The sequence below is a fragment of the Pseudomonas fluorescens genome (genome assembly GCF_012974785.1).
Lineage (GTDB): Bacteria > Pseudomonadota > Gammaproteobacteria > Pseudomonadales > Pseudomonadaceae > Aquipseudomonas > Aquipseudomonas fluorescens_BT.
Map to the genome: position 1 here is coordinate 3,480,245 of NZ_CP027561.1, position 13,376 is coordinate 3,493,620.

The window sequence follows — 13,376 nt, forward strand, 5'->3', positions numbered from 1 at the left end:
CTGGCAACGCTGCCCGACGAACGACTCAGTCAGGTAAATGGGGGGTTGCGCCAGCAGATTAATCCGGGCATCTCTAAATTGCATTCAGATATTGCATACAATAATTAGAGGATTGCACCATTGCGGGTCAATCATTAGCCATTGAAGTGCGCAACGTATCCAAGCGGTATTCTGATGACCCTGGCGATCCGGCTGGCGGGCGAAACCGTGAACCACCTGCCGCCGTTCAAGCGTAGGGTCAACACGGTGTTCCAGAGTTACGCGCTGTTTCCGCACATGAGTGTCGCGCAGAATATCGCCTTCGGCCTCGAGATGCTGGGTCTTCTTCGTCACCCACGCTCAGGAAGAAGCGTTGACCCTGTCCGACCGGATCGCGGTGATGTCTGCCGGCAAGATCCTGCAGATCGGCACCCCGACCGACATTTATGAGCGTCCGCAGCACCGGTGGCGCTGGAATGTCGGCGATTGATGGCGCTGAACATCGGCCAGTCACGGGAGATCATTTTTGGCGAGGTGTTGATGGCCCATGTGCGCGACGAGTTGATCGATCCGAAAACCCTGTACATCAATCAACTGGGGCTCGATGCGATCGGTCGCATGGGCGGGCATGGTTATGCGCGAACCCGGGATTATTTCGATCTGCCAACCCGCACGTTGCAGGCGTGGACGGAGGCACCGGGGGGTGGCGAACGGTTCTGGCCGCAGCGCTGATCAGTGGAAGTCGCGGCTCTGTACACGGATGCCGTTGAGCAGCGGAGTCAGATCACTCAGGCGTCCGGCGATCAGGTGCCGCACCTCGCCTTCGCGCTCCCAGCGGCCGTCAACCTTGAGCAACTGCGAACCGACCAGCACCTGACGCTGGCGCTCGGCGAGATCGCGCCAGACCACCACATTGACGTTGCCGAACTCGTCTTCCAGGGTCACGAAAGTCACGCCGCTGGCAGTGCCCGGACGCTGGCGGCCGGTCACCAGCCCTGCCACGCTGACCGGTCGCCCGTGCTCGACCTCCAGTAATTCCCGGGAACTGCGACAGCGCCGCGCCCGCAATTCGTCGCGCAACAGCGTCAGCGGATGCGGCCCCAGCGTGGTGCCCAGCGTGGCGTAATCGGTGAACAGGTCTTCGCTGACACTCGGCGTGGGCAGCCGCACATCCGGTTCTTCCTGACTCGGCAATCCGGCAAACAACCCGAGCTGTTTCTGCACCCCGGCCACCTCCCAGCGCGCACGATGGCGGTGACCGACCAGGCCGCGCAACGCCCCGGCATCCGCCAGCAATGCCTGGGCCCGACTGTCGAGCCCGGCCCGTTCGCCCAGGTCGGCGACATCGGCAAACGCGCCCCTCGTCCGAGCGCTTTCAATGCTGCGCGCATCTTCCTCGCGAAAACCCTTGATCATCCGCAGGCCCATGCGGATCGCCGGTTGCTCGCCGGCAATCGGCTCCAGACTGCAATCCCAGTCGCTGGCGCGCACGTCCACCGGGCGGATCTGCAAATGATGCCGGCGCGCATCCTGAAGAATCTGGTCCGGGCTGTAGAAACCCATCGGCCAGCTGTTGATCAGCGCACAGGCGAATGCCGCCGGTTCATGGCACTTGAGCCAGCAACTGGCATAGGTCAGCAAGGCAAAACTGGCGGCGTGGGACTCGGGAAAACCATAACTGCCGAAGCCCTTGATCTGCTCGAAGATCTGCGCGGCGAATTCCGGGCTGTAGCCGTTTTTCTTCATGCCGGCCGCCAGCCGTTCCTTGTGCGGTTCCAGCCCGCCGTGGCGTTTCCACGCGGCCATGGAGCGGCGCAACTGGTCGGCCTCGCCGGGGCTGTAGTCGGCGGCGACGATGGCGATCTGCATCACCTGTTCCTGAAACAGCGGCACGCCGAGGGTGCGCTTGAGCACCACCTCCAGCTCCGGGGACGGATAGGTTTCCTTTTCTTCCTTGTTCCGGCGGCGCAGGTACGGATGCACCATCCCGCCCTGGATCGGCCCCGGCCGGACAATGGCCACTTCGATCACCAGGTCGTAGAAGGTTTGCGGGCGCAGGCGCGGCAGCATCGACATCTGTGCCCGGGACTCGATCTGGAACACGCCGATGGTGTCGGCGCGGCTGATCATGTCGTAGGTCGGGCGATCGTCAGGCGGGATGGTGGCCAGGCTCAGGTCCTGATGGCGATGACGGCGCAGCAGGTCGAAGCAACGGCGAATCGCGCTGAGCATGCCGAGGGCGAGGATATCCACCTTGAGCAGCCCGACCGCGTCGAGATCGTCCTTGTCCCACTGGATGATCGTGCGGTCGGCCATGGCGGCGTTTTCCACCGGCACCAGGGTGTCCAGCGGTTGCTCGGAAATCACGAAACCACCGGGGTGCTGCGACAGATGCCGGGGAAAACCGATCAGTTGCCCGGTCAGGCTCAGTACCCGGTGCAGGATCGGGCTGTCCGGGTCGAAGCCGTTTTCGCGCAGGCGTTCCACGGGCGGCGTTTCATCGCTCCAGTGGCCGCAGCAATCGGCCAGCGCATTGATCTGGTCCGGCGGCAAGCCCAGCGCCTTGGCCACGTCGCGGATCGCGCCGGATGCGTGATAGGTGCTGACCACCGCCGTCAGTGCCGCACGACGACGGCCATAACGACGAAACACGTATTGCAGGACTTCTTCCCGGCGTTCGTGCTCGAAATCCACGTCGATGTCCGGCGGCTCGTTGCGCTCCCTCGACATGAAGCGCTCGAACAGCAGCGTGGTGCGATCCGGGTCGATTTCGGTGATGCCCAGGGCAAAACACACCGCCGAGTTGGCCGCCGAGCCCCGGCCCTGGCAGAGAATCTTCTGCTCCCGGGCGAAGCGCACCACGTCGTGTACGGTGAGGAAGTAGCTTTCGTAGCCGAGTTCGGCGATCAGCTCCAGTTCATCATCGATCTGCTTGAGCACCTTGGGCTGTGCGCCTTTCGGCCAACGCCAGGCGATGCCTTGCTCGGTCAGGTGGCGCAGCCAGGAGCTGGCGTTGTGCTCTTCAGGCACCAGTTCTTTGGGGTATTGATAGCGCAACTCGCCCAGATCGAACGTGCAGCGGCGGGCCAGTTTCACGGACTCTTCCAGCAAGGTCTGCGGATACAACTCGCGCAACACATCGAGGCAGCGCAAATGCCGTTCGCCGTTGGGGTGCAGGCGCAATCCGGCTTCGGCCACCGGGACGTGGTGACGGATCGCAGTCATGGTGTCCTGCAAGGCTCGCCGGCCACGGGCGTGCATGTGCACATCACCACTGGCCACGGCGGGGATCTGCAGTTCATCCGCCAGGCTCAGCAACGCGGTCAACCGCTGCTGATCGTTCTGCCCGCGATGCAACTGCACCGCCAGCCACAGGCGTTCACCGAAGGTCTGCTTCAGCCAACGGCCCTCTTTCATGTCATCGACCGCCTCCGGCACCCACAGCACCAATAGCCCCGGCAGCGGCTCGCTGAAGTCTTCGCGCAGCACTTGATACTGGCCTTTCTGGGTGCGCCGTCGAGCCTGGGTGATCAAGCCGCACAGCGTTTGATAACCCTCGATGTTTTCGACCAGCAACACCAGTTTCGGGCCGTTTTCGATGCGCATCTCACTGCCGATAATCAGCGGCAGCTCCACAGATTTTGCCGCCTGCCAGGCACGGACGATCCCGGCCAGGGTGCATTCATCGGTGATCGCCAGCGCCTGATAGCCATGTTTTTTCGCCCGCTGGAACAGCTCCAGCGCACTCGAAGCACCACGCTGAAAACTGAAGTTCGACAGGCAGTGCAGCTCGGCATAACCCAGATTCACGCGAACCAGCCCTGCAGCCACAACGGGCCGCCCTCACCCACTGCCCGGTACGCCCAGCCTTGCTGGCCAGCGCGGTTCTGGATCAGGTAATAGTCGCGGCGCACATCATCACCGTCCCACCAGCCGGACTCGATGCGTTCCGGCCCCATGAGGATGCGTGCCGAACCTTCGGGCACCGACTGCGGCTCGCCCAGCAACCAGCCCGGACGCTGCACGCCCGGCAATGCAGGGCAACGCTGTTTGTCATCGGCGTTCTGCCACGCGCACTCCGGGCGATGATCGGCCTGAAAGCGCAGGCCCTGCACCGCCTCATCCCCCAGCCGCGCACGCAGGCGTTCGCGCAATTGCTCCCAGGGCAAGGTCTGCTGCGGGCGCTCGTCGAACAGTTCCTGAAACTGCGGCACGAAACTCGGCAAATCTTCGGCGCGCAGACGAAAACCGCGCACCGGGGCTTCGACCTGCACCTGCTCCAGTCGGCCACGGGCCAGTTCAAAGAGCATCGCCGGATCCCGCTCGGCGCTGAGCAGGCCGACCTTGATCAGCGTGTCCGGCAACCCGGCGTGTTCAAGGTGCAGATCGAAGCGCTGCACGCCGCTGTCGCGCCCGCACAAAAACGCCGCCAGATCGGATGTCAGGCGGCGCAACGGGAACAGCAGCGCCTGATGGGACTGCACGTCGAAGTTGAGTTCGATGCGCACATCGAAACGATCCGGCGGCAGGTAGAACGCCAGCGCCAGCGGTCGTGCGCCGAACAGCGTATCCAGATGCTTGAGCATCGGCGCCTCGAAACGCCGAGCCAGGGCCTGACGCGGCAGGCTCTGCACCTGATGGAGGTTACGCAGGCCCATGCGCGACAGCGCCGTGGCCACGCTCGGCTCAAGCCCGACGCGGTCGACCGGCAGTTGCCCGAGGTGATGGCGCAGGGCTTCACCGTCGGGCACCACCAATCCGTCGTAGGCGTTGGCCAACACCCGCGCCGCCACCGGGTTGGGCGCGGCAACGATGCGGTGCCGAAAGCCCAGTTCCGTCAGTTCCGTGCGCAATCGCGCCTCGAACTGCGCCCAGGAACCGAACAGCCCAAGGCTCGATTCGATCTCGAACACCACGGTGCGCGGGTAATGGACGCTGACCTGGGCGCTGAAACGATAGGCCCAGGCGGCGAGAAACTGCTGCCAGTGCTCGACCTCGGCCGAATCGTAATCGACGGTGGCGAACCCTTTGCTCATGGCTTGCGCGGCGGTCATCGACTGACCCGGACGCAAGCCCAATGCCCGCGCTGCCGGGTTGACCGCTTGCAGCAGCCGGCGCTGGGCCGGGCCGCTGAGCAGCGCCAACGGTTGCTCGGGATCGGGCCGTTGACGCAGCACGGCGTCGAGGGCCAATTGTGGGAACAGAATGCAAACCCAGCGCATGGCGACCTCAATGCCCCACGGTGAAGGCAATCGGTGCGCTGCGCGCCAGACCGCCCCGGCACTTGAGCACGCGCAATTGCGCCGGGCGCGCATCAATGGCGATGCGCAACGCGGCTGGCGACGGGTTGACCGCTTCGCTCAAGGGCCGCCACGCGAACGCCAGGGTCTGGCCGGTTTCCGCCGCCACCTGCAAACGGCGCAAGGCGCGGTCATCGGCCTTGTGCGGCCAGCACAGCACCGCGCCGCAACTGCCCGAGCGCAGGCATTGTTCCGCCGCCCACAAGGCATCGCGTTCGCTGGCCCGGATCACCGACAACTGACGCAGATCGACCCCGGCATTGGCCCAGGCCTGCGGGTACGGCACGAACGGTGGCGCCACCAGCACGATGCGCTCGCCCGCCGCCGACAGCCGCGCCAGGGTCGGCCACACCAGTTGCAGCTCGCCGACACCGGGCCCGGCCAGGAGGATCTCGCTCAGCGCCGCTTCCGGCCAGCCGCCACTGGGCAAGGCCGCGTCCAGCGCGGCGTGCCCGGTGGGTTGCGGGCTGGCGGTCGGTGGCGCAGGCCGGCCCTTCCAGACCTGGCCGCCATTGAACAGCGTATCCAGCGCAACGACGGCACCCATCAGCCTTGCCTCACCAGACCGCAGAACACGCCTTCGATGGCCAGGTCCTGATCGTCACGCACCACAATCGGCTGGTACGCCGGGTTGCGCGGCAGCAGGCGAACCTCATCGCCGACCCGCTCGAAGCGTTTGATGGTGACCTCGCCGTCGAGCCGCGCCACCACGATCTGGCCGTTGAGGGCCTCGGGGTTGCGCCGCACGCCGACCAGATCGCCGTCGAGAATGCCGTCCTCGATCATCGAGTCGCCCTGCACCCGCAGCATGTAGTCGGGCGTACGGGAGAACAGCGCGGGATCGAGCATCAGGCGATTGTGGATGTCGGCATCGGCGCCAATCGGGGCACCGGCAGCTACCCGGCCGAGCACCGGCACGTCGAGCAGTTCCGGCCGCGGCGGCTGCCCGAGCAGGCGAATGCCCCGGGCCTGATGCGGATTGACCTCGATGAACCCGGCTTCGGTGAGCGCCAGCACATGCTTGCGCGCCACGCTGCGGGAGGCAAAACCAAAAGCCTCGCTGATTTCAGCGAGGCTTGGGGGCTGACCGTGTTCGGCGATGCGTTCGCGGATAAAGGTCAGGATGGCGGTACGGCGGGGAGTCAGAGTCGTCATGGAGTACATTTGTACTCCTGCGAGAATTTCCTGACAAGCACCGCCAGTCAGCTCAAACCGTTCTACGCCTACACCGTCAACGCGGCGCGGACCATCGGCCTGGAGCAACAGATCGGCCCCCTGAGCCTGCTGCCCTTGAACAGCCACGCGATCCCCCTGCGACGGTCGTGGCCAGTGTCAGTAAGTCTTTCTGAGCCCCGGTTGATTGCGGTGAGCCTAAGGTTTGAGTTGCGCCAGGTACTGCCATGGATAGATCCCGCGTTGATGACCATCGCTGAACACCAGTTGCAGGCCGTAGCCCTGAGCGTTCAATTCGATGACCCGCACACGCGGGTCAACCATTGGCGGCGAACCCCGCAGGCGAAACGCCCGGCACTGCGAGCACGGGCACTGGCGGCGCAGTTCGGCATGGTCGAGCAACTGCTCGCGGCCATCCGGCCAGCTCAACCGCAAGCGGTGTTCACTTTGAGAATTACCGACCGCCAGCGGATTCATTGCAGCTGACTCAAGGCAATCCGCACGGCTTTGCGCACTTCCGGGTCGCCGTCGTCCTGCGCGGCCTGCAACGCTGCCACGGCGCCGCGATCATTCAACTCGCCCAGCGCCAGCGCCGCTTCCTTGCGCAGGTTGCTGATGCGATGCCCGAGGGTTTCGATCAAGGCGTCGAGGGCCGGCACGTAACGCAAACGGCCGAGGCTGCGGGTGGCGCGCAGGCGCACTTGCCAGTAGTCGTCGGCCAAGGCTTCGATCAGCGCCGGCCCGGCGTCGGTGTGGCCGACCTTGCCGAGGGTGGTCGCGGCTTCTTCGCGTACTTGCCAAGCGTGGTCCTGCAAGGCCTGACGCAACGCGGGCAGCACTTCAGCGTCACTTGCCAGACCCAGGGCGCCGGTGGCGGCGCGGCGTACTTCGGTGTCCGGGTCGTCACTCGCCAGTCGGGCCAAGGCCGGCAGTGCGTCGAGTTGCTTGAGCCAGCCGAGCACGCCGACGGCTTCGCGACGGACACTGGCGTCGGCATCGTTCAACGCCTGAATCGCGGCAGGCGCAGCGCCGGGGAAACGTAGTTCGCGCAAGGCCCGGAACGCAGCAACCCGCACGCCGGTGTCGGCATGGGCGGTCCACGGCAGAATCACCCTGCCCGCCGCTTCGGTCTTGAGCAGGCTCAGGCTCTGCGCCGCTGCGGCTTGCACTGCGGGCGACGGATCCGTCAGCGCCTGGCACAGCGCTTCAACCACCGGCTCGTCTTCCCAGGCCTCCAATAGGCGCGCCGCTTCGGCACGCACTTCTTCGGCGGGGTCTTCAGCCAGTCGCTCGACCAGCCAGAGCAAGCCGTCCGGCTCTTCGAGGTCGGCCAGGTCGATCAGGGCAATCCGGCGCACACCGGCGTCATCGGCGGTCAGGCGCGGTTGCAGGGCGAGAATGTCGTCGTTATCGGTCACAGCAAAAAATGAGGTCACAGGGCAAATCTCGGCAAGGCGTTTTCAGGAGGCAAACCGAGCGGGTTGAGGCGCGGCAGCGGTCGGTCGTTGTCGTGGCGCAGCAGGTCGAGGCAGTGGCGCTTGAGGCGCGAGAACGCGTGGCTGGTGACCAGTTCGGTGGTGCGTGGGCGTGGGAAATCCAGGCGCAAGTCTTCGATGATCCGCCCCGGCCGCGCGCTCATCACCAGCAAGCGATCGGCGAGGAACAGCGCTTCGTCGATGTCATGGGTGACGAACACCACGGTGGTGCGAATCCGCGTCCAGATGTCCAGCAGCAGTTCCTGCATGTTCAGTCGGGTCAGCGCGTCCAGTGCGCCGAAGGGTTCGTCCATCAGCAACAGGCGTGGCCGGTTGACCAGCACCCGGGCGATTTCCACCCGTTGCTGCATGCCGCCGGAAAGCTGATCGGGCCAGCGCTCGGCGAAGTCTTCGAGGCCGACCAGTTTGAGGATGTCGTCGGCGCCACGAAGGCGCTCGGCCTTGCCGATGCCACGCATTTTCAGGCCGAAGGCAACGTTGTCGCGCACCGTGCGCCACGGGAACAAGGTGTGATGCTGGAACACCATGCCGCGTTGCGGTGACGGGCCGGACACTTCGGCGCCGTCGACTTTCAACTGCCCCCGGTGAGGTTGCAGATGCCCGGCCAGCGCGCCGAGCAAGGTCGATTTGCCGCAACCGGACGGGCCGAGAATGCACACGAACTGGCCCGGCTCGATCTGGCAGTCCAGGCCCTGCACCGCTTCGAACGCTTGCCGGCCTTCGCCGAGGACGATGGACAACTGGCGGATGTCGATCCGCCCTTCCGGGGTTTGCATCACGCTCATCAGGCTTTTCCTCGTGGTCGGTGCCAGGGCGTGAATAGTCCGCCCAGGCGTTTGATCAGCAGGCTGCTGCCCATGCCCAACACGCCGATCAGCAACATGCCGACCACGATGTCGGCGTAGTTCTGAATGGTGTAGGACTCCCAGGTGTAGTAACCGATGCCGAACTGGCCGGAGATCATTTCGGCGGTCACCAGACAGAACCACGAGGTGCCCATGCCGATCGCCAGCCCAGTGATGATGCTCGGTGCAGCACCCGGCAGGATCACTTCCAGCAGGATCGCCCGACGCCCCGCCCCGAGGCTTTTGGCCGAGGCGATCAGGCGCGGGTCGACGCCTTCGACGCCGTGCACAGTGTTGAGCAGGATCGGGAACAGCGCGCCGGTGAAGGTGATGAACACCATCGACAATTCCGACGACGGGAACATCAGGATCGCCAGTGGAATCCACGCCACGGCGGGGATCGGGCGCAGCACTTCCAGTGGCGGCAGCAGCAGGTCTTCGGCCCATTTCGACCGGCCGATGGCCAGGCCCAGGGCGATGCCGATCACCAGCGCCGCGAGGTAGCCGGCGAACACCCGGCCGAGGCTGGCGATCAGGTGCTGGATGAGCTTGCCGGAGTCGCCCAGGCCGAGGGCGGCTTCGATCACGGCCAGCGGGGTCGGGACGTTGGCGAAGGTGACGAGGCCGAGGTTCCAGTGGTGGCTGGCGGCCAGTTGCCAGAAGAGCAGGCAGAGGAGTAATGAGGCGGCTCTCGATGTCCAGCGTAGGGTGGGTGACTTCATGGATCGGGTTTCCAATTGTGGAGCTGTGTTGTGGCTGAGATTACCCCTCACCCCAGCCCTCTCCCCAAGGGGGCGAGGGGAAAGGGAGCCGATCTTCAAGCGTTTCAAAACCTGAGTTCGGCTCGATATTTCAGGTCGGCGTAACTCTCCAGAACAACTCCGTCAGTCCCCTCTCCCTCCGGGAGAGGGTTAGGGTGAGGGGGTGCTCTTGATCTTCAATTAGCGGGTGGCGACGGCCTGTGCGGTGGCGTCGGTGAAGTCAAACACCTTCCCACCCTGCGCCGTGGCAAATTGCTGCGCCTGCCCCTTCAACAAAAACGCGCTGAGCCGTCCCTTCGCATCACTGGCAAACCAAGCCTGCTCCGCCAGCAACTTGATCCCGCTGTCACTCGCCTGGGCATATACCGCACGGATGTTCTTGCCTTCCGATTTCAGGCCGGCCAGCGCCGTGAACGCCTCTTCAGCCGAGGCATAGCGCCGGACCTTGTCCTCCCCCCGCACCCAGATTTCCGCAACATGACTGAAGTCGCTGATGGTTTTTCCAGTCACCGCATCGACAGACTTCAACGGCGTCTGCGCGTAATTGGCCAGTTGCTCGGTGTAATCCAGACCGGAAGCCTTGAACGCCGCACGGATGTACTGATCGTCGATAAAGGTGTTCAGGTCGAGCCCGCGATCGGCTTTCTTCAGCAACTTCAGCGTGTCGATGGCCGTGCCGACGGCCTGGCGGTATTCCGGTTTCCAGCTCAGGTCGCGGGTCTGCACGCCGAGCGGGCCGTGGAACAGGTAATTGACCTCGGCATCGACGCCAGTGACCTTGGCAATCAGCTCGCTGTACTTCTCAGGTTCAGCGGCCAACAGTTGACTGGCCTCGATGCTTGCACGCAGGTAGGCGACGACGATTTCCGGGTACTGCTTCGCGTAGGCCTGATCCACCAGCGCACCGTGGAAGGTCGGCGCATTGGCCTGGGCGCCGTCGTAGATCTTGCGGGCGAAGCCACGGCTCGGGAACAGTTCGGCGAACGGCACGAAGTCGGCGTGAGCGTCGATCTTGCCGGCCTGCAACGCGGAACCTGCGACCTCCGGCGGCTGGGCGATGATGTTCACATCCTTCAACGGATCCCAACCCTGCTCTGCAACGGCACGCAGCAACATGCCGTGGGCGGTGGAGGCGAACGGCACGGAAATGGTCTTGCCCTTGAGTTCACTCAGTGACTGCACGCCCGACGCGCTCGGCACCACGATGCCGTTGCCGCTGCCCTTGATGCTGCCCGACAGCACGCTGATGAACAGGCTGTGTTTGCCGGCGGTTTCGAACGCCACGCCGTTGAACGCACCGGGGAAGTCGGCCATGGCGCCGAAGTCGAGTTTGCCGGCGACCATCTCGTTGGTCAGCGGTGCGCCGCTGGTGAAGTTCTTCCACTGCACGTCGTATTTGGCGTCTTTGTAGGCGCCGTCGTGAGGCAGGTATTTGTCGAGCAGGCCCAGCTCGCGAATCAACAGCCCGCCGGCGGCGCAGTTGATGGTGGTGTCCTGGGTGCCGATGGCGATGCGGATGGTTTCGGCCGAGGCCGACAGGGTGAACGAAGCCAGTACCAGACCGGCGATTGCTGCACGCAACATGGTTGAATCCCCTCGAATCATTTATAGGATGTTCGTCTCCGCCGCGATCAGGGCGCGGTGGGAAACGAGGGGTGTTTGGTGAATCCAGCGTCCGGGGTTTACGGATGGCTTTTGGGGTTCCCACAAATCCCATGTGGGAGCGAGCCTGCTCGCGATGGCGTCAGTTCAGTTCATGGAGATGCAAGCTGTGCCAGCCTCATCGCGAGCAGGCTCGCTCCCACAGGGGAACTGTGTTTCAACGCAGTAAGTAAGGGATGTCGACTTTGACGGCACCGGTCGGGCAGTCCTTTTCGCACGGCATGCAGTACCAGCATTCATCGAACGCCATGTAGGCCTTTTGGGTGGCCGGGTTGATCGCCAGCAGGTCCATCGGGCAGACGTCGACGCACACGGTGCAGCCCTTTTCGGCGATGCATTTGTCCTCGTCCACGGTGACGGGGGCATTGGAGCGGAAGAAAATTTCCTGGGCTTGATAGGCCATGGTTCGGACTCTCTCTAGTGATGCCTCAAGCGGCGAAAGCGCCAACCCGCAAACGGTCGTAGGCCTGCATTTCCTCGGCATCGAGGGGGATGATGTAAGGCTCGACGGCTTTCTTGAAACTGATCATGCGCCCGTCCTCGCCCTTCTTCAGGTGGCAGTGGCAGAACCATTCGCGGTCGTCCCGTTGCGGGTGATCGACGCGATAGTGGTACAGGCCCCAGCGGCTTTCGGCGCGGAACAGCGAGGCGCGGGCAGCCATTTCGGCGCAGTCGCGGATCACGCTGGTTTCCATGGCGCGCATCAGTTCGTGGGCGTTGTTGGCCTTCATCTCGTTGAGATCGCGCTCGATGTCGCTGAAGCGTTGCAGGCCGATTTCCATCTTCTTGGTCACTTTCGGCGGCTGCAGGTAATCGTTGACGAAGCGCCGCAGCTTGTACTCGACCTGCGCCGGCGGCAGGCCGTGTTCGCGATCCAGCGGTGCGTAGACCCGGGCCTTCTCCTTCGCGATCTGCTCGGCATCCAACGCGGAGAACTCGCGCCCGGCGACAAACTCCGCCGCGTTGTTGCCCGCAAACCAGCCGTAGGTGAACGCGCCAAGCATGTAGTTGTGCGGTACGGCGGCCATGTCACCGGCCGAGTACAAACCTTTCACCGAGGTCTCGGCCCGCTCGTTCACCCACACGCCGGACGCCGAATGACCGCTGCAAAAACCGATTTCGGAGATGTGCATCTCGACCATCTGCGTGCGGTAGTCAGTGCCGCGATTGGCGTGAAACTGGCCGCGACTCGGGCGTTCGTTGCTGTGCAGGATTTCCTCGATGTTCTGGATGGTTTCCTCGGCCAGGTGATCGAGCTTGAGGAACACCGGGCCGTTGCCGCTTTCCAGTTCCTGGTGGAATTCCCACATCATCTGCCCGCTCCAGTAGTCGCACTCGATGAAGCGTTCACCCTTGTTGTTGGCGGTGTAGCCACCCAACGGACCGGTGACGTAGGCGCAGGCCGGGCCGTTGTAGTCCTTGATCAGCGGGTTGATCTGGAAGCACTCGAGGTTCGCCAGTTCAGCCCCGGCGTGATACGCCATTGCGTAACCGTCGCCGGCGTTGGTCGGGTTTTCGTAGGTGCCCATCAGGTAACCCGAGGACGGCAGACCGAGTCGCCCGGCCGCGCCGCAAGCGAGAATCACAGCCTTGGCCTTGATCACATGGAAGTCGGCGGTGCGGCAGTCAAACCCCATCACGCCGTTGACGGCGCCCTCCTCGTCGGTCAGCAAACGGGTGCAGACCAGTCGGTTGGTGATGCTCACCCGCGCACGCTTCAACTGGCGATACAGGACTTTCTTGATGTCGTGCCCTTCCGGCATCGGCAGCACGTAGGCGCCCATGTGGTGGACTTTCTTCACCGCGTAATCGCCGGTTTCGTCCTTCTCGAACTTCACGCCCCAACGGTCGAGCTGTTCGATGGTTTCGAAACTGTGCGTCGCGTAGGCGTACACCGCTGCCTGATTGACGATGCCGTCGTTGGCGATGGTGATTTCCTTGGTGTACTGCTCGGGTGTGGAGTGGCCGGGAATGATCGCGTTGTTCAGGCCGTCCATGCCCATGCTGATCGCGCCGCTGCGCTTGACGTTGGCCTTGTCGACCAGCAGCACGCGCAGGTCCTTGTTCTTTTCCTTGGCCTTGATCGCCGCCATCGGGCCAGCCGTGCCGCCGCCGATCACGACGATGTCGTATTCCTGCTCTAAGGTGTTGCGGGTCATG

Annotated in this window: 11 protein-coding genes and 2 pseudogenes; 2 read left to right on the forward strand and 11 right to left on the reverse strand. The window is 64.0% G+C overall.

What is annotated here, in order from left to right; translation table 11 throughout:
- Positions 1 to 119: 119 nt before the first annotated feature.
- Together C6Y56_RS29580 and C6Y56_RS15505 are read left to right on the forward strand one after the other, a co-directional pair.
- A pseudogene (locus C6Y56_RS29580) lies at positions 120 to 448 on the forward strand (spermidine/putrescine ABC transporter ATP-binding protein); the annotation flags it as partial.
- Positions 439 to 711: pseudogene (locus C6Y56_RS15505) on the forward strand (flavin reductase family protein); the annotation flags it as partial. The pseudogenes C6Y56_RS29580 and C6Y56_RS15505, both read left to right, overlap by 10 nt.
- On the opposite strand, the gene C6Y56_RS15510 reads toward C6Y56_RS15505, so the two are convergent.
- The 11 genes from C6Y56_RS15510 to C6Y56_RS15560 all read right to left on the reverse strand — a co-directional run bounded on the left by C6Y56_RS15510 (position 712) and on the right by C6Y56_RS15560 (position 13,375).
- Complete coding sequence (locus C6Y56_RS15510; protein WP_212633386.1) at positions 712 to 3,810, reverse strand: error-prone DNA polymerase; 3,099 nt, start codon at positions 3,808 to 3,810, stop codon at positions 712 to 714.
- On the reverse strand, positions 3,786 to 5,201 hold the full coding sequence (locus tag C6Y56_RS15515) for a Y-family DNA polymerase (protein WP_169430629.1): 1,416 nt from the start codon (positions 5,199 to 5,201) through the stop codon (positions 3,786 to 3,788). Before C6Y56_RS15515 ends, C6Y56_RS15510 begins: the two co-directional genes overlap by 25 nt.
- 7 nt (positions 5,202 to 5,208) lie before the next feature.
- Positions 5,209 to 5,826 carry a translesion DNA synthesis-associated protein ImuA gene (gene imuA, locus C6Y56_RS15520; protein WP_169430630.1) on the reverse strand — a complete coding sequence of 206 codons (618 nt, stop codon included), beginning with the start codon at positions 5,824 to 5,826 and terminating at the stop codon, positions 5,209 to 5,211.
- Positions 5,826 to 6,443, reverse strand: coding sequence for a transcriptional repressor LexA (gene lexA, locus C6Y56_RS15525; RefSeq protein ID WP_119429325.1), 618 nt, complete (start codon positions 6,441 to 6,443; stop codon positions 5,826 to 5,828). Before lexA ends, imuA begins: the two co-directional genes overlap by 1 nt.
- Positions 6,444 to 6,650: 207 nt before the next feature.
- A complete protein-coding gene (locus C6Y56_RS15530; protein ID WP_169430631.1) occupies positions 6,651 to 6,929 on the reverse strand; it encodes a DUF971 domain-containing protein in 279 nt (92 codons plus the stop codon).
- Positions 6,926 to 7,888: a HEAT repeat domain-containing protein gene (locus C6Y56_RS15535; RefSeq protein ID WP_169430632.1), complete on the reverse strand. Its 963-nt coding sequence runs from the start codon at positions 7,886 to 7,888 to the stop codon at positions 6,926 to 6,928. The genes C6Y56_RS15530 and C6Y56_RS15535 overlap by 4 nt, the downstream gene beginning before the upstream one ends.
- The gene (locus C6Y56_RS15540; protein WP_169430633.1) at positions 7,885 to 8,733 is read right to left on the reverse strand and encodes an ABC transporter ATP-binding protein; all 849 of its coding nucleotides are present in this window, start codon (positions 8,731 to 8,733) and stop codon (positions 7,885 to 7,887) included. Before C6Y56_RS15540 ends, C6Y56_RS15535 begins: the two co-directional genes overlap by 4 nt.
- Positions 8,733 to 9,515, reverse strand: a complete 783-nt coding sequence (locus C6Y56_RS15545) for an ABC transporter permease (protein WP_169430634.1) — start codon at positions 9,513 to 9,515, stop codon at positions 8,733 to 8,735. The genes C6Y56_RS15540 and C6Y56_RS15545 overlap by 1 nt, the downstream gene beginning before the upstream one ends.
- A gap of 219 nt (positions 9,516 to 9,734) precedes the next feature.
- Positions 9,735 to 11,138: an ABC transporter substrate-binding protein gene (locus C6Y56_RS15550; RefSeq protein ID WP_169430635.1), complete on the reverse strand. Its 1,404-nt coding sequence runs from the start codon at positions 11,136 to 11,138 to the stop codon at positions 9,735 to 9,737.
- Positions 11,139 to 11,373: 235 nt separating this feature from the next.
- Entirely contained in the window at positions 11,374 to 11,619 is a 246-nt protein-coding gene (locus C6Y56_RS15555; protein ID WP_003225615.1) for a 4Fe-4S dicluster domain-containing protein, read from the reverse strand.
- A gap of 25 nt (positions 11,620 to 11,644) precedes the next feature.
- Positions 11,645 to 13,375, reverse strand: a complete 1,731-nt coding sequence (locus C6Y56_RS15560; RefSeq protein ID WP_169430636.1) for a fumarate reductase/succinate dehydrogenase flavoprotein subunit — start codon at positions 13,373 to 13,375, stop codon at positions 11,645 to 11,647.
- Position 13,376: the final 1 nt, after the last annotated feature.

Coding starts and splice junctions, on each gene's coding strand:
- C6Y56_RS15515 (WP_169430629.1), bottom strand. CDS start 5,201: ATGCGCTGGGTTTGCATTCTGTTCCCACAATTGGCCCTCGACGCCGTG.
- imuA (WP_169430630.1), bottom strand. CDS start 5,826: ATGGGTGCCGTCGTTGCGCTGGATACGCTGTTCAATGGCGGCCAGGTC.
- lexA (WP_119429325.1), bottom strand. CDS start 6,443: ATGTACTCCATGACGACTCTGACTCCCCGCCGTACCGCCATCCTGACC.
- C6Y56_RS15530 (WP_169430631.1), bottom strand. CDS start 6,929: ATGAATCCGCTGGCGGTCGGTAATTCTCAAAGTGAACACCGCTTGCGG.
- C6Y56_RS15540 (WP_169430633.1), bottom strand. CDS start 8,733: ATGAGCGTGATGCAAACCCCGGAAGGGCGGATCGACATCCGCCAGTTG.
- C6Y56_RS15545 (WP_169430634.1), bottom strand. CDS start 9,515: ATGAAGTCACCCACCCTACGCTGGACATCGAGAGCCGCCTCATTACTC.
- C6Y56_RS15550 (WP_169430635.1), bottom strand. CDS start 11,138: ATGTTGCGTGCAGCAATCGCCGGTCTGGTACTGGCTTCGTTCACCCTG.
- C6Y56_RS15555 (WP_003225615.1), bottom strand. CDS start 11,619: ATGGCCTATCAAGCCCAGGAAATTTTCTTCCGCTCCAATGCCCCCGTC.
- C6Y56_RS15560 (WP_169430636.1), bottom strand. CDS start 13,375: ATGACCCGCAACACCTTAGAGCAGGAATACGACATCGTCGTGATCGGC.